Annotated in this window: 16 protein-coding genes; 8 read left to right on the top strand and 8 right to left on the bottom strand. The window is 72.9% G+C overall.

Annotated elements, in window-relative coordinates; genetic code table 11:
* Positions 1 to 243 precede the first annotated feature (243 nt).
* Genes WME90_RS30730 through WME90_RS30720 form a run of 3 tightly spaced genes read left to right on the top strand, consistent with a single transcriptional unit; the run spans position 244 to position 3,121 of the window.
* Positions 244 to 1,173 carry an MbnP family copper-binding protein gene (locus WME90_RS30730; protein ID WP_437275585.1) on the top strand — a complete coding sequence of 310 codons (930 nt, stop codon included), beginning with the start codon at positions 244 to 246 and terminating at the stop codon, positions 1,171 to 1,173.
* Between the two features lie 5 nt (positions 1,174 to 1,178).
* Positions 1,179 to 2,423, top strand: a complete 1,245-nt coding sequence (locus tag WME90_RS30725) for an MbnH family di-heme enzyme (protein ID WP_437275584.1) — start codon at positions 1,179 to 1,181, stop codon at positions 2,421 to 2,423.
* The gene (locus WME90_RS30720; protein ID WP_437275583.1) at positions 2,420 to 3,121 is read left to right on the top strand and encodes a hypothetical protein; all 702 of its coding nucleotides are present in this window, start codon (positions 2,420 to 2,422) and stop codon (positions 3,119 to 3,121) included. The genes WME90_RS30725 and WME90_RS30720 overlap by 4 nt, the downstream gene beginning before the upstream one ends.
* Positions 3,122 to 3,326: 205 nt before the next feature.
* Here the strand turns inward: WME90_RS30720 and WME90_RS30715 are convergent, their stop codons facing one another.
* On the bottom strand, positions 3,327 to 4,316 hold the full coding sequence (locus WME90_RS30715) for a hypothetical protein (protein ID WP_437275582.1): 990 nt from the start codon (positions 4,314 to 4,316) through the stop codon (positions 3,327 to 3,329).
* 330 nt (positions 4,317 to 4,646) lie between these two features.
* On the opposite strand from WME90_RS30715, the gene WME90_RS30710 reads away from it, so the two are divergent.
* From WME90_RS30710 to WME90_RS30690, 5 genes are read left to right on the top strand one after another with little or no spacing between them, the layout of a single operon-like run.
* Positions 4,647 to 5,240: a hypothetical protein gene (locus WME90_RS30710; RefSeq protein ID WP_437275581.1), complete on the top strand. Its 594-nt coding sequence runs from the start codon at positions 4,647 to 4,649 to the stop codon at positions 5,238 to 5,240.
* Between the two features lie 54 nt (positions 5,241 to 5,294).
* The gene (locus tag WME90_RS30705) at positions 5,295 to 7,073 is read left to right on the top strand and encodes an OmpA family protein (RefSeq protein WP_437275580.1); all 1,779 of its coding nucleotides are present in this window, start codon (positions 5,295 to 5,297) and stop codon (positions 7,071 to 7,073) included.
* 3 nt (positions 7,074 to 7,076) lie between these two features.
* Complete coding sequence (locus WME90_RS30700; RefSeq protein WP_437275579.1) at positions 7,077 to 7,598, top strand: Rab family GTPase; 522 nt, start codon at positions 7,077 to 7,079, stop codon at positions 7,596 to 7,598.
* Positions 7,598 to 8,743, top strand: coding sequence for a sensor histidine kinase (locus tag WME90_RS30695; protein ID WP_437275578.1), 1,146 nt, complete (start codon positions 7,598 to 7,600; stop codon positions 8,741 to 8,743). The genes WME90_RS30700 and WME90_RS30695 overlap by 1 nt, the downstream gene beginning before the upstream one ends.
* 5 nt (positions 8,744 to 8,748) lie before the next feature.
* A complete protein-coding gene (locus WME90_RS30690) occupies positions 8,749 to 9,531 on the top strand; it encodes a response regulator (protein WP_437275577.1) in 783 nt (260 codons plus the stop codon).
* Here the strand turns inward: WME90_RS30690 and WME90_RS30685 are convergent.
* The 7 genes from WME90_RS30685 to WME90_RS30655 all read right to left on the bottom strand — a co-directional run bounded on the left by WME90_RS30685 (position 9,500) and on the right by WME90_RS30655 (position 24,030).
* The gene (locus WME90_RS30685; protein ID WP_437275576.1) at positions 9,500 to 10,234 is read right to left on the bottom strand and encodes a high-affinity nickel-transport family protein; all 735 of its coding nucleotides are present in this window, start codon (positions 10,232 to 10,234) and stop codon (positions 9,500 to 9,502) included. The two genes, WME90_RS30690 and WME90_RS30685, sit on opposite strands and share 32 nt — an antisense overlap.
* Positions 10,235 to 10,570: 336 nt before the next feature.
* A complete protein-coding gene (locus WME90_RS30680) occupies positions 10,571 to 10,813 on the bottom strand; it encodes a hypothetical protein (protein ID WP_437275575.1) in 243 nt (80 codons plus the stop codon).
* A 154-nt stretch (positions 10,814 to 10,967) separates the two neighbouring features.
* A complete protein-coding gene (locus WME90_RS30675) occupies positions 10,968 to 13,682 on the bottom strand; it encodes a vWA domain-containing protein (protein WP_437275574.1) in 2,715 nt (904 codons plus the stop codon).
* A gap of 316 nt (positions 13,683 to 13,998) precedes the next feature.
* On the bottom strand, positions 13,999 to 17,631 hold the full coding sequence (locus tag WME90_RS30670; RefSeq protein ID WP_437275573.1) for a S8 family serine peptidase: 3,633 nt from the start codon (positions 17,629 to 17,631) through the stop codon (positions 13,999 to 14,001).
* 132 nt (positions 17,632 to 17,763) lie between these two features.
* Positions 17,764 to 19,293 carry a hypothetical protein gene (locus WME90_RS30665; protein ID WP_437275572.1) on the bottom strand — a complete coding sequence of 510 codons (1,530 nt, stop codon included), beginning with the start codon at positions 19,291 to 19,293 and terminating at the stop codon, positions 17,764 to 17,766.
* Between the two features lie 8 nt (positions 19,294 to 19,301).
* Entirely contained in the window at positions 19,302 to 21,947 is a 2,646-nt protein-coding gene (locus tag WME90_RS30660; protein ID WP_437275571.1) for a TonB-dependent receptor domain-containing protein, read from the bottom strand.
* 235 nt (positions 21,948 to 22,182) lie between these two features.
* Positions 22,183 to 24,030: a serine/threonine protein kinase gene (locus WME90_RS30655; RefSeq protein WP_437275570.1), complete on the bottom strand. Its 1,848-nt coding sequence runs from the start codon at positions 24,028 to 24,030 to the stop codon at positions 22,183 to 22,185.
* Between the last annotated feature and the right edge of the window lie 105 nt (positions 24,031 to 24,135).

Here is a 24,135-nt window from a genome sequence, read left to right as displayed (position 1 = left end):
CGGATGCGTGCGCTCGCCCGGCGGACGCGCCGGCGCGCTGGCTCGGTATCCCAGGCGGCGCGCGCGGCGGCCCGTGGTCGCTGTCCGCCGATCGTCGAAGGCCGCTCCAGGGCTGTCCGCGGGCCCCCTTTCGACGCCGGATCGACTCGCGCTCTCGGGCGGATCGCGATAGCGACAACATGTCGCATTCAGGCGAGGGGCGATGCGGCCTATCGTGGCGCGCGGTTCCCCGGGAGGACGCTCATGCAATCCGGTCTTCGTGCATCACGGCTCTGGTTCCCGCTTGTCGGGGCGGCGCTCGCGCTCATGGCGTGCGGCGGCGATGACGAGGTGAACCCCGTCGACGGTACATCCACCTCGACGGGCGTCGGGGGCGGAGGGGGGAACGGCGGCGAAGGCGGCGGCGATCGGGTCGCCGTCGAGCTCCAGTTCGAAGGCCGCGTCGGCGACGAGGTGTTCTCTTGCGGCGAGACGTACCCTGTCGGCACCCCCTCGACGGACGTCCGGTTCGACGATTTCCGCCTCTACATCCACGATGTGCGCCTCCGCCGCGCGGACGGCGAGGAGGTGCCGCTCTCGCTCGAGCAGGACGGGCTGTGGCAGTTCCAGGACGTCGTGCTCCTCGATTTCGAGGACAAGTCGGGCAGCTGCGCCAACGGGACGGAGCCCACGAACGGCCTGGTGCGCGGGACGGTCCCGGCAGGGGAGTACGATGGGCTGTCGTTCAAGCTGGGTGTCCCGTTCGAGCTCAATCACGCCGACGTATCGGTCGCGCCGTCGCCGCTCAACCTGTCGGGGCTGTTCTGGAGCTGGAACGCCGGTTACAAGTTCCTGCGCGTCGACAGCATCTCCACGGCGGACGACAAACCGTTCCTCATGCACCTCGGGAGCACCGGCTGCGTGGATGGCGCGGACCGCGAGGTGACCGCGTGCGATCGCCCCAACGTCGCCGAGATCGCCTTCCAGGACGTCGATCCGCTCAAGGCGAAGGTGCTCGTCGACTATGCGGCGCTCGTCTCGGACAGCGACGTGTCCGCGAGCGCCGATGACACCCCCGGCTGCATGTCGGGTCCGTCGGATCTCGACTGTGTGCCGCTCTTCACCCATCTCGGCATCGACAGCACCGACGGCTCGCCGCGCGCCGACCAGCAGTCGTTCTTCAGGATAGACTAGGCGCCATGGCGATTTCCGCTGCGATGATCGCTCTCCGCCGCGCGGCGATCTCCTCCGTGCTCGCCGCGCTCGCGGCCCTCTGCTGCGCCTGCAGCGACGGCGATGGTCTGCGAGGCGCGGGCGGGTCGACGGGCGAGGGCGCCGGCGGTCAGGGCGGGGGAGGCGAGGGGAGAGGCGACTCGGACGCCTATGCGTGGGGGCTGCCGCCGGGCTTCCCGGTGCCCAAGGTCCCCGAAGACAACCCGATGTCGTCGGTCAAGGTCGAGCTCGGCAGGCGGCTGTTCTACGACGTGCGCCTTTCCGGCAACGACACATACTCGTGCGGCTCGTGCCATCGCCAGGAGCTCGCGTTCACCGACGGCCGCGCGAACGCGCAGGGCTCGACCGGCCAATTCCACTCGCGCAGCTCGATGAGCCTGGCCAACGTCGCTTACCTCACGACGCTGACGTGGGCGAATCCGCTCGTGGAAGCGCTCGAGGAGCAAGCGCTCCTCCCCATGTTCGGGGAGACGCCGGTCGAGCTCGGGCTCGCCGGCATGGAGAGCGAGCTGCTCGAGCGGCTCGAGGGCGAGCCGCTGTATCGGGATCTCTTTCCCGACGCGTTCCCCGGCGACGGCGAGCCCATCCGCCTCGCCAACATCACGAAGGCGATCGCGGCGTTCGAGCGGTCGCTGCTCTCCTACCGATCGCCCTACGACCGTTACCGCTACGGCGGCGACCCCTCCGGGATGTCGGACGCGGCGCTGCGCGGGATGGACCTCTTCTTCTCCGAGAAGCTGGAGTGCTTCCACTGCCACGGCGGCTTCAACCTGTCGGACTCGGTGGAGCACGACGGCACCACCTTCACGGAGGTGATGTTCCACAACACGGGGCTCTACAACGTCGGTGGGGACGGCGCTTACCCGGAGGGCAACGGGGGAGTCTACGAGATCTCCCACAAGGAGGCGGACATGGGCCGGTTCCGCGCGCCCACGCTGCGCAATATCGCCCTCACGGCGCCGTACATGCACGACGGCAGCATCGAGACGCTCGAGGAGGTGCTCGACCATTACGCCGCGGGAGGGCGTACGATCGAGGCTGGCCCCAATGCAGGTGTGGGGAGCGAAAACAAGTTCAAGAGCGAGCTCATCAGCGGGTTCGATCTCACAGAAGAGGAGAGAGCGGACGTGATAGCCTTCTTGCAGACCCTGACGGACGATGAATTTCTGACGGATCCGCGCTTCGCGGATCCGTGGGTGGAGGCGCCATGAGCCGAAGGCCCTTCCTGAGCCGGGCGCTCCTCGTGCCCGCGCTGGCGGCGCTCGCGTCGGTCGCGATGTACGCGGGGGCGTGCGGCGACAGCCACGAGCACGGGGATACGTCGTCCGACCCGAGCCTGGCCGACGTCATCTACGAGGGGGGCACGACCGACGAGGCGCTGGAGGCGCTGCTCGCGGTGGAGCCGAAGGATGAGCCCTCGCAGGGCACGGTGTTCGACGCGCCCGAGGACGGCGCGGCGCTCCCCGGCGACGCGGCGCCGGAGCTGACGTTCCATGTCGCGGGCACGGCGCGGCGAACAGCGCCTGGGGCAGCGCCGGAGCTCGGGCTCGCGGCGGGGATGCGGGAGCTCGCCGCGCCGGGGACGAGGGAGCTCGCCGCGCCGGGGGCGTCGATCGTCGCGGAGCTGGGGGCGCTCCTCGGGCCGGCGCGCGCCGCGTGGGCTCACGGGACGCCCATCAACGGGCGCGCCTACTTCCTTGTCTTCGCGACGGCGGAGCGAGAGCTGCTGCTCCGGGTCTTCACGACCAAGCTGAGCTACACGCCGGACGCGGCCGCCTGGGACAAGCTCCGCGCGGCCGGCGCGCCGATCACGGTCAGCGTCATCAACGCGGTGTTCGAGAACAACCGCATCGTGCAGGGCGGCGGGCCGTTCTCGGGCGAGCCGCTCACGTTCTCCATCCAGCCCTGAGGTCGTCGCGCGGCGCGCGCGGCCGTCGATCGCGACCGCTCCCGCCCGGCGCGCGGGGAGCGGTCGGCCATCGGCCCGATGATCGGGCGCGACGTCGCCGCTCCCTTCGACGCCGCTCCCTTCGACGCGCGAGGGGCGGCCCTCGTCGTCCAGGCGGCCGCTGCTCCGGGCGAGCGTCTGCCCGGCTCGGAGCGGCGGCGCAGGCTCAGGACGAGCGGGGGAAGATGAGCGTGTACGAGCCCGGCGCGGGGTTGAAGAGCACCGCCTTGTCCGGGTGCTTCTCCCTGTCGAAATGGGGATACCACGGCAGCGCCCGCCAGGACTCCGACTCCTTGATGAACTCGCGGACGATGAGATCGAGCTCCACGTACTTTCCGCCCGTCGCCGCGGAGAGCTCCGGTCCGAAGCTCCAGCGCTCGCGCCCGGGGCGCGGGGCGACGTCGTTGTGCAGCGCCCCGCCGTAGGCGATCACCATCTTGCCGGCGGCGTCCTCTCGGCCGAGCAGCGCCTTCGCCTCGGCGGCCGTCAGGCGCGCGATCATCTCGAGCATCGATGTCACCGCGTCCGGCCCCGCGCGCACGATGGCGTCGTACTCCTGGCAGGAGGGCGTGAGCAGGTGGGGCCGGATGCCGAGCCGCTTCGCCTCGCTGCCGAGCGCGAGAAACTCGCCCTGATTGCCCGCCGACTGGCCCTGGGTGACCGCCTTTTGCTCCTCCTCGACCCGCGCCACCTGCTCTCTCTTGCAGCGCGGATCCACCGCCCAGAGCTCGACGATGAGATCCGAGGCGCGGCCGGCGAGCGCCGGCAGGAAGAGCTCCGTGAAGCGCCGTGTCGTCGAGGGGACGCCCTCCGAGCTTTGTTGCGCGTGCGCCTCGCCCACCGCGAGCACGCGCGGGCCGCTCTCCAGGACGTGGGCGAGGGCCTGGGCCGGCGTATCGAAGGCGAGGCAGCCCAGCGCGCCGCAGGGCGCCGGCGCAGGGGAGGCCGCGGCCGTGGGGGCGGCGACCTGCGCGGCGGGGGGCGGGGCGGCCGGGGGCGAGCTGGAGCCGCCCGCCGCCGGGAGCGAGGTGGAGCCGCCCGCCGCCGGGAGCGAGCTGGAGCCGCCGACGGCGCTCGCGGAAGGAGCGCCGCAGGCCGGAGCGCAGCAGGCCGCGAGCAAGGCCGTGGCTATCAGGGAGGTTCGCGGAGTGCGCATGGGGGCATCCTACCGGGTCCCGAGATCCCCTGTGCGTTGCGACGCCCCGGAGCGCCCGAGCGGCTCCCTGGCCGGGCCGGCTCCCTGGCCGGGCCGTGGCCAGCCCCGGCGCCCTCCCGAGGGCTACCAGTTGCCAGGGTGCTGACCCATGTTGCGCAGCACGTGACGTGATGTGCGAGGGGCCTCGTGTCCAAACGGCGCAGAAAACGTGGGGGAGCGAGCTCGGTGAGGCGTCGCGAGCGCGACGAAGCGATACGAGAGCGCGATGACGAGCGAGCTCCGCTCGCAGAAGGCGACACACGCGGCACACACGGAGAGGGGAGCGTCATCATGACCATGAGGACGAGCGGGCGGGCGGAGCAAGAAGCCGCCGCAGGACACGCAGAGTCCGCGATCATCAACAGCCTGGAGCAGGTGCGCGACATCCTGTTTGGCGCCCAGTTCCGCGAGCTCGCTCGCCGGCTCTCGCACACCGACGCTCAGGTCGCCGCCCAGGCGGAGGAGCTGCGGACCGAAGCGCGACGGCGTCTGGACGTGCTGGAGACGCACCTGCGCCGTGAGATCGAGGCGCTCGGCGCGTCCATCGAGGCCGAGCGCGCGGCCGCCGCCGCCGCGCTGGGCAACGCTGCGCGCGAGTCGCGGGAGGCGCTCGAGCTGATCGCGCAGCGGGTCCAGCGGCTGGAGGATCTCGTCGGGCACACGCAGCGCGAGCTCCGGCAACAGCTGCTCGATCAGTCCAAATCGTTCCTCGACGAGACGCAGCGTACGCGGAGCGAGCTGAGCGCGATGGTCGAGCGCGAGCTGGCCGCCGTGTGGGGCGACGGCGCCGACGCGGTCGCGCCGGACACGCCGCCGGCGCGCGAGGCGGCCGTGGAGTCGGAGCGGTACAAGAAGACGGAGCGCCGCTCGGACGAGGCCGCGTGAGGCGGCCGCGCCGCTCCGGCCGACGGAGCGGGCGCGGCGGTCCGGAGAGGAACGATGCGAGAGCCGAGAGCGCGTCGCGGGACGCCCCCGCCGAGCAAGACGCTCGAAGACCTGCGCCCCCTGCTCGTGGGCCCCGAGCAGCACCGGATCCGGCAGCTCGAGGAGCGGCTGGACAAGTCCATGGCCGAGATGGTCGCGGGCGTGCTGCCCGAGGCCGTGATCGAGAGCCGAAAGAAGGGAGAGGCGCTCTCCTGGGCGCTGGAGCCGCTCCTCGCCAGCGCGATCCAGGAGCGCGTGCGCCAGGACCCGGGCTCGTTCGCGGACGCGATCTCCCCCGCCATGGGGCCGGCCATCCGCAGGGCCGTGCGCTGCGCTCTCCGGGCGATGATCCAGCGCTTCAACGAGGCGCTCGCCCACGGCCTGTCCTGGCAGAGCGTGCGCTGGCGCGTCGAGGCGCGCCGCACGGGGCGTCCTTTCGCGGAGGTCGTGCTGCTTCGATCGATGGTCTACCGGACCGAGCAGCTCTTCCTTGTCCACCGCGGGACGGGGCTCGTCCTCGAGCACCTCAGCGCCGACAAGATCCCTTACAGGGATCCCGATCAGGTCACGGCGATGCTCACCGCCATCGACGCGTTCGCCCACGACGCGTTCCGGACCGACGCGCGGCTGGAGCGCTTCCGCGTCGGCGATCTGACGGGGTGGGTCGAGCACGGCCCGTCGGCGCTCCTCGTGTCCATCGTGCGCGGCATGGCGCCGCCGGCGTACGGGCTCGTCTTGAGCGAGACGCTGGAGCGCGTCCACCTCACGTACGGCGGTGAGCTCGCCGGCTTCCGCGGCGATCGGGCGCCGTTCTCGAGCTCCCGCGAGCTGCTCTCGCGCTGCCTCCAGCAGCAACGCCAGCCGATCCCGCGCCGAGGTCGTGCCCTGCGCGCCGTGGCCGCCCTGCTGGTCGCGGTCGTCGCGATCCCGCTCGCCTTCTGGATGCGCGCCTCGCGGGAGGAGCAGCGCCGGCTCGACGCCTGGCGCGGGGCGCTGCAGGGCGAGCCCGGCCTGCTGGTCACCGCGGCGGAGCGGCGCGCTGGCCAGCTCGCGTTCACGGGTCTTCGCGATCCGCTCGCCCCGGACCCGAGGGCGGTGCTCGAGCGCGGCGGCCCCGTGCCCCCGTCGGTCACCCTGCGCTTCGCGCCTTTCTATTCTCTCCATCCGCAGATCGTCCAGCGCAGGGTGGCGCGGGCGCTGGAGCCGCCGCCCGGGATCACCCTGTCGCTGCGCGGCGGCGTCGTCGTGGTCAGCGGGGTCGCGCCGGAGCGCTGGATCGAGCGCGCGCGCTGGTCGGCGGCGGTGCTCCCGGGCGTCTCGGGGTTCGACGGCGAGGGCCTGAGGACCGAGGAGTCGATCGACCGAGCGCGCGCCGCGGCGCGATCCCTCGAGGGGATGGAGCTCCTCTTCCGCCGCGGCGCCGCGCGGCTCTCCGGCGACCAGGCCGCCCGCATCGACGAGGTCGCGGCCGCGGTTGCGCGGCTGAACGCGCGCGCGCTCGAGGCCGGCATGACCGCCGAGATCCGCGAGATCGGCTACGCGGATTCCGTCGGATCGGAGGCGTCGAATCGAGCGCTCAGCCAGGCTCGCGCGGAGCACGTCGCGGCCGAGCTCGTGGCGCGCGGGGTCCCGGCCGATCGCCTGCGAGCGAGCGGCGAGGGGCTGCGGCGTGATGTCCTGCCCCCGTCCTGCGCCGGGGGCGCGGCGCGGGCAAAGTGCCTCTCCGGCGCGGATGAGCGCCGCGCGCGCAGCGTGATCTTCCTTGTGGACCTGCGCGCGGCGAGCAAGGACTGAGTCATGGCGGAGAAACGCAAGGTCTGCGTGCTGGGCGCGACGGGGGTCGGCAAGACAAGCCTCGTCGCCCGCTTCGTGCGCAGCATCTTCTCCGAAGATTACCGGACGACGATCGGTGTGACGATCGAGACACGGCGCGTGAGGTGCGATGAAGGCGAGCTCGACCTCATCCTCTGGGACCTCAGCGGAGAGGACGAGTTCCAGGCCGTCCAGATATCGTATCTGCACGGCTCCGCGGGCTGGCTCCTCGTCGTCGACGGCACGCGGCGCATCACGGCGGAGACGGGGCTCCGCCTCCTCGCCACCGCGCGGGCGGCCGTCGGAGACGTCCCGACCGTCGTCGTCCTGAACAAGGCCGATCTCGCCGTGGCGTGGGACATCGACGACGCCACCGAGGCCAGGCTGCGGAGGGCGGGCCTCTGGGTCACGAGGACGAGCGCCAAGACCGGCGCCGGGGTCGAAGGCGCGTTTCGCGCGCTCACGCGCGCCATGATCGCGACCGATGCGCCTTTGTGGCGGGGCTGATGGACGTGGACACCTCGCTCCTCGCGGCGCTGGACAAGCTCGTACTCGAGCGGCTGCACGACGGGACCTTCGTCGTCTGCGGCGAGCCGCCGACGTGGTTCCGGCGGCTCGGGCTCGCGCCGCCGTGGCGCGGCGCGCCGCTCCCGATCGATCGCGCGCTGCCATTTCTGGAGGTGTTCCTCCCCGAGGCGGAGCGAGCCTGGTCCGCCGAAGGATCGCCGAGCGTGCAATCCGATTGCTGGACGCAGATGACGGAGGACGACGAGGCGCTGCACCTCGAGGCGACGGCGCTCCGTGTGGGCCCGGCGCGGGTGCTCGTGATCACCCGGAACGACGCGCTGTTCCACGAGCGCCGCCGCGTCCTCCAGCGGGCGCGCGAGCTGCGCCTTCTGCACGAGGCGCTGTCGCGGGAGGTCGAGCGGAAGGACGTCCTCGTCCACTGCATCGTTCACGACCTCTCCGGTCCGCTGAACAGCCTCCTCGGCGCCCTGTCCCTGCTGGGAGAGCAGCCGCTCCCGGAGAAGAGCGGCGCGCTCGCCGCGCTGGCGTTGAAGGCCGCCCTGCGGCAGCGCGAGCTCATCCGCGAGATCCTCGACGTCTTCACCGCCGAGGGGATGGCCTCCGATCCCTCCGATCCCCCCGTGGTGGCGGACCTGCGCGGCACCGTCGCTCGGGTCGTCGAGGCGCTCCTGCCCGTGGCGTGCAGCCGGGGGGTTCGCCTGGAGGGACCGCCGGAGATCGGAGGACAGCCGTACAGCGTCGTCGGTGAGGAGCGCAGGCTCGCGCGCGCGGTCTCCAACCTCGTCGAGAACGCGCTCCGCTTCACGCCTGCGCGCGGGTCGGTGCGGGTCTCGGTGCACGACGAGCCCGGGTGGGCTCGCGTGGCGGTGGAGGACGAGGGGCCGGGCGTCTCGCCCGTCATCGCGCCGCAGCTGTTCCAGAAGTTCGCGCACGGGCGCGACCCGGACGCGGGCAGCGGCCTCGGGCTCTACGGCGCGCGCATCGCCGTGGAGCGGTGGGGCGGGGCGATCGGGTACGAGGCGCGGCCGGAAGGTGGGGCGAGGTTCTGGCTGCGGTTGCGGCGCGTCGGCGGGGCAGACACGGCGGCGGGCACGGGGCCTCAGGGAGCGGCGCAAGGGGAATGACGGCCATGGCCAAGCTCTTGCTGGTCGATGATGACTCGGGGACGCTCGTGTGGATCGCCGAGGCGCTGCAAGGCGCGGCGTACGACGTCCGCACGGTCAGCGGCGGGAGCGCGGCGCTGGAGCTCGTCCGGACCTGGAGGCCGGATCTCATCCTCGCCGACCTCCTGATGCCCGAGATGGATGGCTTCGCCTTCAACCGGCTGGTGCAGGCGCACGAGCGGATCCCGGTGATGCTCGTCTCCGTCGCGAACAAGCCGGCGGAGGCGATCCTGCAAGGGGTCGCCGGCTACGTGCGGAAGCCCGTCACGGCGGGGGAGCTCCGCGCCGCTGTCGAGCGTGTGCTCGGCGCCGTCGAGGGGGTCGCCATCCTCGTCGTGGACGACGACGCGGACATCCGAGCGTGCTACCGGCTGATCCTCGAGCCGCGCTTCACCGTGCTCGAGGCCGAGAACGGGCGCGACGCCCTCGCGCTGCTCTCGCGCGAGCCCGTGGCGCTGGCCATCGTGGACGTCCACATGCCCGTCATGAACGGGGTGGAGCTCATCCGCGCGATGCGCGACGACGCGAGGTTCTACACGATCCCGGTCGTGGTGCAGACGAGCGACCGGGCGGCCGCGCGCGCGCCCGTCTGGACCGATCTGCACGTGGCGCAGACGATCCTGAAGGAGGAGTTCCTGGACTGGCTCATGACCCAGATCGACGCGCACCTCGCGCCGGCGCCGTCGCGCGAGACCGACGCGGCCCGCCCGGGCGCCGTCAGCCGGGGATCCACTGCGGGTTCGCCGTGAACAACCCGGAGCCGACGCTGATATCGTAAGCCAGGAACAGGCCGAAGCCCACGCTGAGGAGGCTGGCGACGGCGCCGAAGGCGTTGTGTATCCCGCTGGTGCGCGCGCGCGCATAGGCGAACGGCAGCGCGAGCACCCCGGTGATGAGCGTCATCCCGGCGATCGTGCCCACGCCGAACAGCGCGATGTAGCCGATGCCCCACCGCGGGTCGCGCACGGTGGTGAGCACGAGGAGCGCCACCGCGGCCGAGCCCGCGAGGCCGTGAATCACGCCGATGAGCAGCGGCCGGAAGCTCGAATAGAGGCGCGAGCCGCCGAACACGCGGTCCGCCCAGCCGAGGTCGTCCCGGTGGCCGTGGGCATGATCCGCGCCGTGCGCCGGCGGCTCGCCCCGCCGGACCGCGCGGTAGAGCCGCGCGAGGTGATACCCCCCGAGGCCGATCAGCATCAGCGCGACCGCGAGCTCCATGGCCAGGCCGACGTGCGGCGGCACCACGAGCCCGAACAGCAGGATGGCACCGCCGATCAGCATCAGCGTGAGCGTGTGGCCGACGCCCCACATCGCGCCGATCCGCAGCGCCGTGCCGAGGCTCCGCACCCGGCTCACGACCGTCGCCACCGCGATCACATGGTCCGCATCGGTGGCGTGGCGCACGCCGAGGGAGAAGCCGAGGAGCAGCAGCGGAAACGCCGAGGCGAGCATGGCCCGTCTCGTAGCACGGACCACGCATGTCGTGCCACGGCGCGCGGCGCCCTCTCCCGTTTCCCCGCCGGCCAGCTTCGGTCTCGTCGCGGTGAGCCGTCGCCAGCGCGGGCTCAGCCACCAGGACGCTTCGTCGAGCTCACCAGCGCAGCGCGGCGATAGCCGGTCGGCGCGGCCTCGAAGGCGCGCTCGCGGCCATGACAGCGATCGTCCTTCGGTGCGCGCATGCGCTCGCGCTCTCCTCTATTTGGTTTATTTAGCGTGGATCGGGGACTCCAGAGCGTTTGGAGAGGCCCCTGTCCCGCGGGGCGGCGAGCGCCGTTTCAGGCAAGCATGTCAATTCGCGCGGTCTCGACTGAGCTCGTCGATGGCCTGCTGCATCCAGACGGCGTCCTCTTCCGCCTGCTTCAGGCCGTGCATCATCTGCTGGCGCAGCACCCCCGTGGTCTGACGGATACCTCGCCGAAACACATCGGCCGCGCGCTCGTGGACAACCTTGAGCCATGGGGCGAGGTCGCGCTTGTCGAGCGGCCCTGGAGCGTCCAGGACGGCAATGCAGGCATCGATGGCCTCGCGCATGGAGCGGGACTCGAGCGCGTCGGCAAAGGCGGAGAACTGGAGCAGCGATTCTCGCAGCGCAGCGCGCCCGGTCGATGAGACTCTCTCTGTCATGGCCGCGCTCAGCCTACCACCTGGGCGACGCCTCCGCCCGTGCGCGCGCTGCGATTGGGCATCAGCGCAGGTGGGATCGCCCTGCCGTCTCCAGCAACATCGCGAGCACGAGCGGATCGCCGAGGCCTTGCTCTGCGCCCATGTGCGCGCGGAGGCGCGAGAGGCGCGCCGCGTCCTCCAGGAACAGCGGCTCGTTCAGCCGGGTCGCTGCCTCGTGAAGGATGTCCTCGCGCTCGGAGAGGAGCGCGGCGGCGCCGGCGCGATCGCCGCGCGCCACGCGCGCGGCCGCATCGGCGAGCGACTCGCCCGCGGCGAAGCCCTGAAGAGTCCGCGTCATCGACGCGTCGACGGACGCAGCGCTCCCTGCGTCGCTGTCTGCAAAGCGCACCTCGACGGGGATCTCCTCGATCACGTTCTTTCTGGAGAGCCGGTCCTTGTACTTGAGCTCGACCGTCGCGACGGCGCGCTTCCCCGCGCCAGGGCCGGCGCTCAGCTTGAGCAGAAGGGCGTGGCGGTCATCGCGGGCGAACACAGGCATGAAGAAGCGCATGCCGCCCTCGGCGTCGTCGCGCCGGTCGACAGCGATCCGGTCCCGCGACAGGGCGGCGACGTCGGCCGCGATCTCCTGGGCGCGGACGCGGGAGGCCTCGGCGTCGTCCAGCCGGCGCGAACCGTAGACGCGGAGCAGGTCGACGCCCGCCTTCAGGCGCACGCGCACCTCGACGGCGGTCGCGACCGGGTCGAGGCGCTTGTCGAGCTCGGTCGACAGCGCGGGCGCGATCTGCTCGGGATGTCGCAGGTAGTAGTAGCCGCCGGCCCCGTCGCTCGCGATCGAGCTCATGAGCTGACCGTCGAAGTCGTCGCCGAGGCCGAGCGCGCTCGTCTGGATGCCTCGCTGGAAGGCGTCGAGGGCGAGCCGGGCGAGCCGCTCGTTGTGGGTGAGGCCGCTCGTCGCGCGGCCGTCGGACACGAGCAGCACCACGCGCACCGCGTCCTCGGGGATGCCCGGCCGGCTCGCCTGCGCGTAGCCCAGCGAGAGCCCCGCGCCGATGTTGGTGCCGCCTCCCTCGCGGAGCCCGTCGACGGCGCGGCGGATCGCCTCGCGGCGCGGGCCGACCGGTCCGTCCTCGATCACCACCTCGGCGTCGCTGGAGAAGGTGGTGAGCGAGAAGTCGTCGGCGGGCGCGAGCCGGTCGACGAGCGCCTGCGCCGCGCGGCGGGCGCTGTCGATCGGCGCGCCGGCCATCGAGCCGCTCGTGTCGAGGACGAGGTGCACCGAGAGGTGCGGCCGCGCGGGCGCCGCCGCCGCCGAGGAGCGGAGCGCGAGGCGCAGGTGGAAGGCGCCGCCGCCCGGGCCGAGCGCGGCGCGCTCCAGGTCGGTCCGCAGGCCGAGCGCCTTCCCCGGATCGAGCGGGACCGCCGGGGCGTAGCGGGCGCCGACGTCGCCGACGAGCTCGCGCTCCGCCGCGGGCACGACGCCGCGCGCGAGGGCGGCCTCGAACGCGGCGAGGTGACCGCCCCCGGGCCGGTACGTCGTGGCGAAGCGGCCGTTCGGATCGATGGCGACCTCGGGCTCCGGGGCGTAGGCGGCCGCGCTCCGCGTCGAGACCGGCGGCGAGCTCGCGCCGGCGCGCCCGCGGCCGCTTCCGAACCCCTGCCCCGATCCGGCGCCCGCGCCGTGCCCGATCGTCCCGATGGACCCGAGCGCCGCGCTGCCGCCCGCGAAGCCTCCAAGGCCGTCGAGGGGGAGGCCTCCAGCGCCGGCGGCCGCCGGGGCGCCGTCGAGCCCCCACGGCGCGGTGGGCGCGCCCGGATCGCCGCCGCCCCCGGCGTTGAGCAGCCCGATCATCCCGAACTCGGCCGCGTCGCGCAGCGCCTGCTGCCGCACGTACGGATCGGGGCTGTCGCTCGGGCCCTGGACCCCCCACCGGTTCCCCGTCGCCGCCGCGCGGGACGTGGACGGCTGGCCCATCGACCCTTCCTCGCCTCTCGCCCTCGTCCCCGTGCCGCCCTCCTTTGCGTCGGCGGCGGGCTCCGCGGCGCGCTCGCCCTCGCGCTCGAGCATCTCGCGCTCGTCCGCGGAGGCGAGGTACCGCTGCACGAGCGCGATCCGATCCGCGCTCATGCCGGTGGATGGGTCGACGAGGGGCGGCGCCCAGCGCGCGAGCGCGCCGAGGAGCCCGAGGTGCAGGGCCGCCGAGGCGGCGTGGAGGGCGAGGCTCTTCCGGCTCACGAACGAGCGGCCCACGCGCTCGCCCGCGGCGGCGTCCGCGCGGATCTGGATCCGCACGCCCGCGATGTCGACGTCCACGCGGCCGTGCGCGGGGAGGGGAACGATCGCTGCGCGCGCCGCGCCGGTGATCGCCGCGCGCGCCGCGCCGGCGTGCAGCTCTCGCGCCGCGGCCGCGGACAGCGGCGCGCCGGGGGTGAGCGTGAGGGTCCCCGTGGCCGCGCCGAGCAGGACGAACCGGACGCGCCCCGCGCTGTCGACCTCGAGGAGCGGCGCGCGCCGCGCGCCGAGAACGCGCTCGGGGAGGAAGCAGTCGCACGGGCGACCGTCGTCGCGCCCCTCGCCGACGTCGAACGCTCGCGGCGGCGTCAGGTGCTGGACGAACAGCACGGTCGCCCCCCAGGAGATGACGATCTCCACGGAGCGCACCGGGGCCTCGGCGGCCTCGCCCGCGCTCGCCGCGCCGGGCTGCCTCGCGGCCGTGAGGTTCGGATCGGCGGCGGCGGCGACGCCATCCACGGCGTCCGTCGTGTTCGCGCTGGGCATAGATCTCTCCTGTGCGCCGCGCGGGGCGGCGCGCTCACGTCGTCAGGAATCCGGCGGAGGACACGTGGATCCGCGTGCTTCAGGCGGGCGCTCGGCCGCGCTGGCCGGCTGTCCGTCGTGCCTGCGGAATGACAGCGGCGGCGCGCGGAGGTTCCGCGGCTCGAACCTCACGCGCCGCAGCGGCGCCTGTGCTCCTCCCCTCTCCGGCGAGGTACTCTCGCCGCTCGATGACGCGCAATGTCCTGCCGAGCTGCGCTGCGGGGCCGGCGGAATGGGGGCGTGCGTGCTGCAGGTCGGGTGGCGCTGAGCGTGCTGCCTACGTCCTCCGCCGCCTCCCCCACAGCGCCATCGCCCCGACCAGCGCCGCTCCGAGCGCCGCCCCCGCGCCGCGATCGCCGGACCCGCCCCGCGGCTCGGCGCCCGCGGCCTCGCACGAGCAGCCCCCGCCCAGCCGGAGGATGAGCGGGGCCTGCTGCGGGCCTTCGCACACGTCCACCGTCAGCGGGCGCGACGCCCTCCGCGCGCCCCCTTGATCGAGCGGCGTGTCGAGGTTGCCCGTGTTCCGGTTGTCGTGATGGAAGCTCTCCCAGGCGATGAGCGCGCTCGTCGTCGCCTCGGTGTGCCAGGCGAAGAGCCAGCCGTCGCGGGTGCCCACCGCGACCTCGAGCTTCCCGTCGCCGTCGAGGTCGCCCACGGCGGGCGTCGTGGCGATCGACTGGCCGGTGAACTTCGGGAACCCGCGCGGCTCCCGGCCGCACCCGTCGAAGGCGTGCAGGAAGTAGCCGCTCGATCCGCTCAGCACCTCCGGGTAGTCGTCGCCGTTCAGATCGACGACCGCCTGGCTGCCCGAGATCGCGTAATCCTCGAGCACGAACGGGGCGCGCGGCAGCATCGCGCCCGATCGGCCGCTCCACACGGCGAGCAGGTGAGGCTCCGGGGGCGCCGCCCCCTGCGCGCCCGCGAGGGCGAGCGCGGCCGCTTCGGATGCGCCCGCGGCGATGACGTCGGGGGTGCCGTCCTGATCGATGTCGCCGAGCGCGGGCTGCGACAGGAGCGGGATCATCGTCCGGGCGCCGGCGGCGGGCGAGAGGGCGCCGAACGTCGGGTCGAGCCCGGCCTGCGAGCCGCTCGCCCGCGGCAGCGCGCCCGCCGGCGTCCCCAGGAGCTCGCTTTGCTCGCCGGGCGAGGCAGGGAGGACGAGCGGCGGCGCGCCGTTGCCCTGGACGACGCCCGCCAGCGCGCCGCCGAACCGCCCGACGACGCCCGAGGCCGTGATCCCCTTCGCGGCGAGCGGGTGGAGCGAGAGCGACGGCACCGTGATCGGCCACCCCGCGAGCACGGGCCCGGAGGGCGCGGTCGTGCCGCGCGCGTCGATCACGTAGACCGCCCCGGCCTCGCCGTCCTCGCCGAGGCGCTCGCTCGACCCGACAAGCAGATCCGGCAGCCCGTCGCCGTTGAAGTCGGCCACGGCGGGCGTCGCGAGGAGGCGGCTCCGCGCCGGCTCCTCGGCGAGCGGGCCCGTGTAGTGCACCTCGACGGGAAACCCGCGCAGCGGGCTGCCGCGCTCGTCGAACGCGTGGATCGTGCCGTCGAACGCCGCCTGGATCACGTCGAGCCGCCCGTCGCCGTCGAGATCCGCGAGGACCGGCGAGGCGAAGGCACCGCGCGCGATCCGCGCGACCGCGGACATGCACGGCGCGCTCGCCGGCGCCCCGGGATCGAGGGGGCAGGAGGGGACCTCGGGCAGGCGTACCGGCCACCCCTCCCGGTCGCCCCCGTCCGCGCCGACGACGTAGATCGTGCCCGGCCAGGTGGAGATCGCGATCTCCTGCTTGCCGTCGCCGTCGAGGTCCGCGATGGCGGGCGCGCTCAGGATCGGCTCGCGGCCGAGCTCCCAGTCCACCTCGCTGTACGCGGGGGCGCCGCGGTAAGCGGGCGTCGCCGGGGACGCCGGCGGTCTGAGCAGGCCGTCGGTGACGCGGGTCATGAACGGGAACCCGGGCAGCGGCCGCGGTCCCTTCGGCGTCATCTTCAGCACGTGCAGCGCGCCGCCGGCCGTCGGGTAGACGAGCTCGCGGACGCCGTCGCCGTCGATGTCGGCCATCTTCGGGCTGCCCTCGCCGCTGTCGCCGACGTGGACGGGGAACCCCTCGACCAGCGTCGGATCGCTGTCGACGTGGTACGTGCGCCGCGCCTCGCTCTCCACGTCGCCGGTGCCGTAGTGGGCGGTCGCGCGGACGCGCACCGTGATCGCGCGATCGTCCTCGCCGAGGATGCCGTCGGGGTCGCGGACGTGGGACGTGTCGATGGTGCGCACGTCGAGCGAGGCGATCGGGCCCTCGCTGCCGGTGACGACCGTCGGCGCGACGTTCTTCTCCTTGTGGATCAGCTTGAAATCCGCGTTGAGCGGCTGCGCGCCTGCCGCCCACTCGACCTGGTAGTCGTACGCCGTCGCCCGCTTCGCCGAGATGGTGCCCTCGATGGGCACCGGCCCCTGGACCCGATCCTTGTAGACGACCTCGAACCACCGCGGCGACGTGATGTCGATGGCGGGAGGCACGCGCCCCTCGCCGAGCGCCTCCACGGCGCGGCTCGCGTTGACGCGGCCGTGGCCGAAGCGCTGCTCGAACCCCGTCTGCGAGAAGCGGTACGGCGACCCCGGCTCCTGCGACTCCGGCACGGCGATGTCGTCGGCGGTCGCGATGAGCAGGGCCTGCACCTCCCCCGGGGACAGGGACACGCCTCGATCGAGGGCGACGGAGTAGAGCAGCCCCGCGATCCCGGCGAGCTCGGCCGTCGCGTCGCTCGCGCAGCCGGGGCTCGACACGGCGAGCGCGTTGTTGCCGCCGAAGCTCGAGCACGGCGAGGCGTCGATGAACGTGGTCGACGCCCAGACGCTCTGGCCGTCGTAGCGGACGGCGCTCACGGGAAGCGCGTGGTTGCTCGTCGCGGGCACGTTGTGGTGGCGCGAGCCCTCGTTGCCCATCGACGCGACGACGAGCGTCCCCTCGGCGTGGGCGTAGTCGAGCGCCTCCTGGAGGAAGCCGGTGTTGTCGACCGCGGTCACAGGGCACTGCACCACGTCGGCCCCGCTGTCGGCCGCGTAGAGCAGCGCCTTCGCGAGGTCCTGCGCGTCGGCGACGTGGCTCTCGCCGACGCGCAGCGGGATGAACCTGCACCGCGGGCAGACGCCCGCGCCGCCCAGCTGGTTGTTCGTCTGCGCCGCCGAGGTCTTCGCGCCCTCGGTGCCGTGGCCGTCGCGGGCGTCGTCGAACGGATCGTTGTCGTTCTTGAAGAAGTCCCAGCCCGCGATGTCGTCGACGTAGCCGTTCCGATCGTCGTCGATCCCGTCCGAGAAGTGGAGGATGAGGTCGCCGGCGTCGAGCCGGCCGTTCCCGTTCCGATCGCCCCGCGGCCGCCCCTCCGACGCCGCGGGCGCGAGGTCCGGCGTGTCCCTGTAGTCCGCGATGGTGAGGACCCCGTCGCCGTTGCAGTCGAAGCCGTCGAGCGCGCCGGCGCCGGCGCACGCCGCGCCGTCCGCGCGCCGCGGCTTGTGGGCCGCGAGCTCGCCCGGGTTGAGCCACACCTTCTCGAGCAGGTCCCCCTCTCCCCAGAGGATCCCGGAGTCGGTAACGGCGATCCTGACGCGCGGATCCCCCTGGGTGAAGCGCCAGGCGAGATCGATCGCCATGCCGGCTGCGGACTCCTCCGGCCGGACGCGCGCGCTCTGGGCCGGGATGAAGGAGTAGAAGCTCCACTGCCCGCTCTGCGTGGCCGAGACGCCGTAGGCGGGGTCGTTCGGCCAGTGCGCGGGATCGGCCATGTCCGCTGCGCTGGCCGACGGGGGCGGCGGCCAGCCGCCGGACGCGTCGGATGGAACGAGCGCGCCCGCGGCGGCGCCGCCGAGCGCCCCCAGAAGAGCAAGCGAGGGAAAGCAAGTGCAGCGCATGCCGAGACCCTACCATCGGTCCGCGCGCGCGAGGCAACCGGCGCCTCCAGCAGGAAACCGGCGCTTTCACCGCGCCCGCGCCCGGATCGTGGCGACCTCCGCGCCGCGGGCGACCGGGCGCCGCGGCGGCGCTCAGCGAACGCAGAGCGGAGGCGTCGGGTGCTCGGCGCAGTACGCCTCGTCGTCCGGCGCGCCGATGCGCAGCACGACGTCCTGCGACGCGAGGCGCGGCCGCGCGCCGCAGACGTCGGCGGAGGTCGCGGCCTCCGACGGCGCGCACACCCCGGCCTCGTTGGGCACGGTCCAGGCCTGACCGGTGCCGTAGATGAGGCTGAGCGCGTAGCGCCCCTCGGGCAGGCAGCCGTACACGACCTTGATCTCGCGCCCGAACTGCCGGCTGAGCGCCTCCTCTACCTTGGCCACGTCCTGCTCCGCGATGATGTCGTTGCCTTCCCTGTCGGTCTGGTGGCTGAGCACGAGGACACCCCCCTGCTCCGGCGCGGTCGGGTGCATGCACAGCGCCGCGGGCCGGACGCCGATGAGCGCGCTGTCCCGCGGCTCGTTCAGCGGCTCCGGGCCGAGCATGGCCGTGGTCACGAGGTCGTCGTAGATCGTGAGCCCCTGGAGGAGCACCACGGGCGCGGCCTGGCTGGTCAGCGGCGCCTCGTCGTCCTGCTTCGCGAACACCGAGATCGGGAACAGGGCCGGGATCAGGGTCGAGTCGGGGACGTGGTCCTCGCCGTCGAGCGCTCCATCGCCGTTCACGTCCTGCCGCGCGTAGGTGAGGGTCGGCGCGGCCTCGCCGCCGACCGGCAGCGAGAGCGGGGGCTTCGCCGCGCTCGCGACCTCGCTGTCCGGCAGCCCCGCGGCGAGCCGCAGGCGCAGGAGCGACGCCTCGGTGCCGGCGGGATCGGCCAGGCTGAACGTCTCGAGCTGGAAGTCGGACGTCATGACCACCTCGCTCGGGCTCTGCGTGACGCCGGACGCCGGCGCGAGCACCTCGGCGACGTGGAAGAGCGGCCGCTCCAGCGGGAGCGGGAGGCCGAGGGTGACCGCGATGCCGCTGACGCGCGCGCCCGTCTCGGGGATGGGGGCGGCGATCGTGATCGCGCGGTACCGCGGGGCGGCGCCGCCGAGCACCTCTGTCGCGTTCTCTAGCGCGCCGCCGGCCACGTCGCCCCGGGTCGGCAGGTTGGCGATGCTGAAGGTGGGGTCGAAATTGCCGTCGTAGTCGTAAAATCCGCGGACCTGGTAGGTGCCGGCGGGCAGCGGCGAGAGCCTCCAGGTGGCGCTCACGGTGACGGGCGGCTCGTCTGGCTCCGGGCAGTGGAGCGCGCCGTCCTCCGAGCGATCGAGCGCGGCGCCCAGGCCTCCGAAGAGCTCGTCGCCGGGGATCACGTCGATGCTGGCGGCCGAGGCGCCGAGCCCCTCGGGCGGCGGCAGGAGGCGCGTGTCGAAGCCGAGCACGATCGCGGCGCCGACGACGTGGCCGTCCTTCGTGCAGGGCCGGGGGCCGGAGTACGTCACCGTGCCGTCGAGCACCCCGGCGGGGCCGCTCTCCTCCGGCAGCGGGACGAAGACCTCCACGTCGTCGCAGCCCTGGAGGGCCGCGAGGAGTGCGCCGAGCACGAGGAGACGGGTGCGGGGGCTGGGTCCGAGCATGGCGGTGGCTAGAGCGAGTAGCTGAAGAATCCCATGAAGCGCCGGCCGATGCGGTTGCCGAACGGGTGCATCTGCAGCGGCTCGTCGCCGAGCCCGTCGAGCGCGTTGAACACGGTCGCGGAGAGCTCGGCGCGGTGGAGGAAGCGGTAGCCGACGCGCGCGTTGAGCAGCGTGTACGCGGGCAGCGGGTACTGTCGGGTGGCGATGACCGTCCCCGTCGGGACCTGCTCGGTCCACAGCTGCGAGGACTGGTAGTGGAGCGTGATCTCGCCGTCGATGCCGATCGGCGTGCGGAGCTGGACCCCCACGTTCACCTTGTGCCGGCTGGTGCGCGCGTCCTCGATGGCGTCGCGCCCGTCCGGGCGCTGGTGCTCCGACAGGTTGAGCGCGTAGTTGGCGAAGATGTCGAGCCCCTCGACGGGGTAGACGCGGCCCCCGAGCTCGCCGCCGAAGACGTGGTAGACGTCGCTCTGGTTCTCGAAGCCGCCGAAGCCGGAGGTGTATCGCCCCGTCTCCGGGTTCAGCCCCCCGTACCCGTGGGCGCGCTGCGAGAGGGTCGTGCGCTGCGGCTCGGCGAGCACGATGAGATCGCTCACGCGGTTGTAGTACGCGGTGACCTCGAACTCGAAGTAATCGCTCTGCTGGTTCAGGTAGCTCGCCTCGGCGGTGATGATCTGCTCGGGGTCGATGATGATGTCGGATCTGTCCGACGGCCTCGTGGTCGAGAGGAGCTCGAGGCCGGGCAGCGCGAGCTGGATGGGCAGGTCGACGTAGGCCTCGAGCGACGTGGGCGAGCGGAACGCCGTCGAGCCGGAGAGGCGGATCGCCTGGCGCTCGGTCGGCTTGACGATGACGGAGCCGCGCGGCGACGGGATGAGCCGCTGCAGGTAGGGCACGTAGTCGAGCCTCCCGGACGCGACCAGCGTGACGCGCTCGCCGAGCTTCATCGAGTCCTGGAGGAACACCGAGGCCTGGTGCTCGAGCAGCGTGTCGTCCTCGAGGTAGCTCCACGCGGTCGCCTTGAGCCGGTAGCCGAGGCCGATGTGGAAATCGTGCACGACGGGCGCGGGCGCGCGGAGCGTCTTCACGAACTCGAGCTCGGCGTTCAGGATGTGCTGCTGCGGCCGACCTGCGTACAGCGTGTGCCCGAGGTAGGCGGCGTTGAGCAGCGAGTACCCGTCGAGGTTCGAGTAGTACGTCCGCGCGTTGACGTTCTCGCTGCGGTACGCGACCGCGACGTCGGCGTTGGCGACCTCCAGGTTGTAGTCGTTGAAGGGGCCGATGCCGTAGATGTCGAGCTCGCTCCGGGCGTAGCCGGCGCCCACCGTGAGCTCGCGCTGCGGCCCGAGCCGCTGCGAGGTCCGGAGGTCGATGCGGACGTTCTGCGCGCCGAGATCCTGGCTCTGGCCGCTCGTCTCGAGGTCGATGCGGTCGTCCGCGACCTCGCGGCTCCACCGGGGGTAGCGGGTGTAGCCCGCGGAGAGGCGGTACGCGAAGTCGCCCTCGCGCGCGGAGGCCCACACCGAGGCGTAGCCCTGCCTGTGATCGCCGTAGCCCGCGCGGAAGCCGCTCTTCCCGACGCCGGGCTCGATGGTGATGATGTTGACGATGCCGGCGAACGCGTCGGCGCCGTAGAGCGCGGAGCCCGGGCCGCGCACCACCTCGATGCGCTCGATCTGATCCACGTCGATCGAGAGCGCCTCCCAGAAGGTCGAGCCGAGCACGTCGTTCTTGACCGTGCGCCCGTCCACGAGGACGAGGAGCTTGTTGGCGAGGCGGCTGTTGAAGCCGCGCATCGAGACGTTCTCGTCGCCGCCCGTGATTTGCATCACGTCCATGCCGGCGACGCGCCGGAGCAGCTCGGGGATGCGTGTGATCCCGGAGAGCCGGATGTCCTGCCGGGTCACGATCGTCGTCGAGTTCGGGGAGTCGAGCGGGCTCTGGGCGCCGCGCGAGGCGGTGATGACGGTCTCCTGGTAGACGTCCTCGGTGCGGGCGGCGCCGACGATCCCCGCGGCGTCGGCGGGCGTCGCCTTCGATCCCGGCGCGGGCGCGGGCGCCTTCGTCGCGGGGGTCGCGGGCGCGCCCTGCGCGGCGGGTCCCCCGGCGGGGGGCGGCGAGGAGGGCGCCTCGCCCGGGGCGGGCTGCTGCGGCGCCGGCGGCTGCGGCGCGGGCGCCGGCGGCTGCTTCGGCTCGGGGCCCGCGGCGGCGCGCTGCGCGGCGAGGCGCTTCTCCAGCTGCTCCACGATCCGCGTCACCTCCTCCCGGTCCGCCGGATCGCTCCCGATGTACTCGCGGTACGCGGCGATCGCCTGCTCGATGTGGCCGGCCTCGGCGTGCGCGCGCGCGATGTTGAAGACGACGTTCGGGTGCGGGAGGATCTCGTTGGCCTTCTGGAGCTGCCGGATGCCCTCGTCGAACTGCTTCTGGGCGATCAGATCCATGCCTGCCCGGAAGTGGAGGCGCGCCTCGGTGCGGGCGTCGGCGAGCGCGCCGCGCGCGGCGGTCAGCGAGCCGAGGGCGATGGCGCAGGCGAGGAGCTTCCGCGCGAGCGCCGGCGCGCCGGGCGGCCGCGCGGCGCGGGCGTCGTTCGTCGGGGCGAGCGCCGGGAAAGGGGCGCGGCGGTGGTGCGAGCAGGAATCGGAAGACGCCATGAGTTCGCCCTGTCCTCAGCGGGGCCGGGGGATCGACGGCGATCCCGACGAGAGCTCGGGAGCGCTGACAGCGCTGCTCCCCACATCACACCGAACACTTCATCGACGAGCCGACGCGAGGGGCGCTCGGCGCGCTCCTCGCGCGAGCGCGAAGCGACTGCGGCCATGGTACGAGGTTGCAGCTGCGAAAGCGCTGCAATTCGAACAGAGCGGCCGGCGCGCGTGCGCGCCCTCGTCAGTAGGGGTTGCTCTTGTACGGCTCGGGCTTCTGGGCGTTCGCCCTGGGTTTGCTCGGGATTACCGGCGCCGAGGTCGCGGCCGGGTCGAGCCTTGCGCGCACCTTCTCCTCGGCGCCGGAGACGTGGACCGTCGCGGGCTTGTAGCCCGGCCTCTCGAACACGAGCTCGTGCTCCAGCGCGAGCGCGGCCGCGGCCCCTCGCCAGACGATCTTGCACGGCGTCTCGGCGCAGAGCTCCTTGTTGCCTTCCCTGACCGCCGCGCCGGGCGGCGTGCTCTCGATCTCCAGCGCCCGCGCGGCGGGCGCCGGCGCTGCCGGGGCTGTCTCTGCTGGCGGCGGGCTGACGGCGCCCTGCTCGCGCGCCGCCGCGCCCGTCTCGGCGGCCGGCGCGCGCGTCAAAACGACGGCGGTGGCGCTGACCCCGGCCGCGAGGACCGAGGCGAGCGCCCAGGGGACGACCTTTCGACCCGGGCTCGCGCCCGTCTGGGTGGAGGAGAGCCCCTCCGCGGGCGACGTCGGGCGAGGCCCCATCGCGTCGGTGATCGACGGGGGGACGAAGACGGGCGCCGCCGGCGGCTTGAGGGCGCTGTCCGTGGCGAGCGGGCCTGTATAGGTGGGCTGTGAGCTCGTGGGGGGCGACGAGCTCGGCGTGGAGAGGCCCGGGAAATCTCCCGTCGTCGAGAACGGAGGGACCGACGGATACGGCGTGGTCGCCGGATACGGAGGGGCCGACGGATACGGCGTGGTCGCCGGATACGAAGGCGCCGACGGGAACGGCGTGGCCGACCGATACGGAGGTGCCGACGGAAACGGCGTTGCCGGCGGACTCGAATGCGCGAGCGGGGACGAGGGCGCCGACGGATAGGAAGGCGCCGAGGCGCGGTAGCTCGGCGCGCCTGACAGCATCTCGCCCGTGTCCCGCGTGGAGATGCCGCCTGCGGTGAACTTGAGCGCGGTGACGAGCTCGTTCATCGAGGAGAAGCGCAGCGCCGGGTCCTTCTCCAGGCAGCGATAGACGATCCCCTCCATCGTCTGCGAGATGGAGAGCTGCGGGTTGTGCGCCTGCATCGGCGGGATCTGCTCGTGGACGTGCGACATGAGCGTCCCGACGCCCGCGCCCTTGTCGAAGGGCACCTGGCCCGACAGCATCTCGTACATCATCACGCCGAGCGCGTAGATATCGGTGCGCGCGGAGACCTCGTCGCCGGTGATCTGCTCGGGCGCCATGTACTTGGGCGAGCCCATGAACAGGCCCTGTTGCGTCAGGTCCTCGCCGCTCTGGGTGTCCTTGACGAGCCCGAAATCGAGCACCTTCACGTGGTCGTGCTCGTCTTCGTGATCGACGAGCAGCACGTTGCCCGGCTTGAGATCGCGGTGCACGACGCCGAGCCCGTGCGCCTCGCGGAGCGACCGGCAGATCTGGCGGGCGATGTGCGCCGCGCGCGCCTCCGAGAACGGCCCCTCTTCGCGGAGCACCCGGTGGAGGGTCTTCCCCTCGATGTACTCCATCGCGATGTAGTAGATATCGTCGTCGCTCTGCCCGTAGTCGAACACGGTGACGGTGTTCGGGTGCGTGAGCTTCGCCGCGGTCGACGCTTCGAGGAAGAAGCGCCTGTGGAACTCGGGGTCGTGGTCGCCTTCGTACTTGGGGCTCAGCACCTTGAGCGCGCAGATGCGGCCGAGCGGCGCCTGCTCCGCCCGGTACACCTTCCCCATACCGCCGCGGGCGATGACGCTGACGATCTTGAAGCGGCCGTTGACGACACGCCCCAGCAGCGGGTCCGTCGCGGCAGCTTTCGACACCTTCGAGCTGCCGGTTCCCTCTCGCTGTCGGCTATCGGGCATGTCGCGTCTCTCCTCGGGCAGCGGGAGGAGGTGAAGATTGGACACACAACAGCCGCCTCGGGAGCAGTGTGACTGAGGCGACTCTGAGGTGTCAATCTGCAGTGC

This window comes from Sorangium sp. So ce375 (assembly GCF_051473855.1).
Taxonomy (GTDB): Bacteria; Myxococcota_A; Polyangia; order Polyangiales; family Polyangiaceae; genus Sorangium.
The sequence above is the reverse complement of the archived record's forward strand: the minus strand, read 5'-3'. Positions and strand labels throughout refer to the sequence as shown.

Excerpts from the sequence above, each read along its gene's own strand:
- WME90_RS30675 (WP_437275574.1), bottom strand. The coding sequence starts at position 13,682 with ATGCCCAGCGCGAACACGACGGACGCCGTGGATGGCGTCGCCGCCGCC.
- WME90_RS30665 (WP_437275572.1), bottom strand. The coding sequence starts at position 19,293 with ATGCTCGGACCCAGCCCCCGCACCCGTCTCCTCGTGCTCGGCGCACTC.
- WME90_RS30715 (WP_437275582.1), bottom strand. The coding sequence starts at position 4,316 with ATGCGCACTCCGCGAACCTCCCTGATAGCCACGGCCTTGCTCGCGGCC.
- WME90_RS30725 (WP_437275584.1), top strand. The coding sequence starts at position 1,179 with ATGGCGATTTCCGCTGCGATGATCGCTCTCCGCCGCGCGGCGATCTCC.
- WME90_RS30655 (WP_437275570.1), bottom strand. The coding sequence starts at position 24,030 with ATGCCCGATAGCCGACAGCGAGAGGGAACCGGCAGCTCGAAGGTGTCG.
- WME90_RS30670 (WP_437275573.1), bottom strand. The coding sequence starts at position 17,631 with ATGCGCTGCACTTGCTTTCCCTCGCTTGCTCTTCTGGGGGCGCTCGGC.
- WME90_RS30710 (WP_437275581.1), top strand. The coding sequence starts at position 4,647 with ATGACCATGAGGACGAGCGGGCGGGCGGAGCAAGAAGCCGCCGCAGGA.
- WME90_RS30705 (WP_437275580.1), top strand. The coding sequence starts at position 5,295 with ATGCGAGAGCCGAGAGCGCGTCGCGGGACGCCCCCGCCGAGCAAGACG.
- WME90_RS30685 (WP_437275576.1), bottom strand. The coding sequence starts at position 10,234 with ATGCTCGCCTCGGCGTTTCCGCTGCTGCTCCTCGGCTTCTCCCTCGGC.
- WME90_RS30660 (WP_437275571.1), bottom strand. The coding sequence starts at position 21,947 with ATGGCGTCTTCCGATTCCTGCTCGCACCACCGCCGCGCCCCTTTCCCG.
- WME90_RS30680 (WP_437275575.1), bottom strand. The coding sequence starts at position 10,813 with ATGCGCGAGGCCATCGATGCCTGCATTGCCGTCCTGGACGCTCCAGGG.
- WME90_RS30700 (WP_437275579.1), top strand. The coding sequence starts at position 7,077 with ATGGCGGAGAAACGCAAGGTCTGCGTGCTGGGCGCGACGGGGGTCGGC.
- WME90_RS30720 (WP_437275583.1), top strand. The coding sequence starts at position 2,420 with ATGAGCCGAAGGCCCTTCCTGAGCCGGGCGCTCCTCGTGCCCGCGCTG.
- WME90_RS30730 (WP_437275585.1), top strand. The coding sequence starts at position 244 with ATGCAATCCGGTCTTCGTGCATCACGGCTCTGGTTCCCGCTTGTCGGG.
- WME90_RS30690 (WP_437275577.1), top strand. The coding sequence starts at position 8,749 with ATGGCCAAGCTCTTGCTGGTCGATGATGACTCGGGGACGCTCGTGTGG.
- WME90_RS30695 (WP_437275578.1), top strand. The coding sequence starts at position 7,598 with ATGGACGTGGACACCTCGCTCCTCGCGGCGCTGGACAAGCTCGTACTC.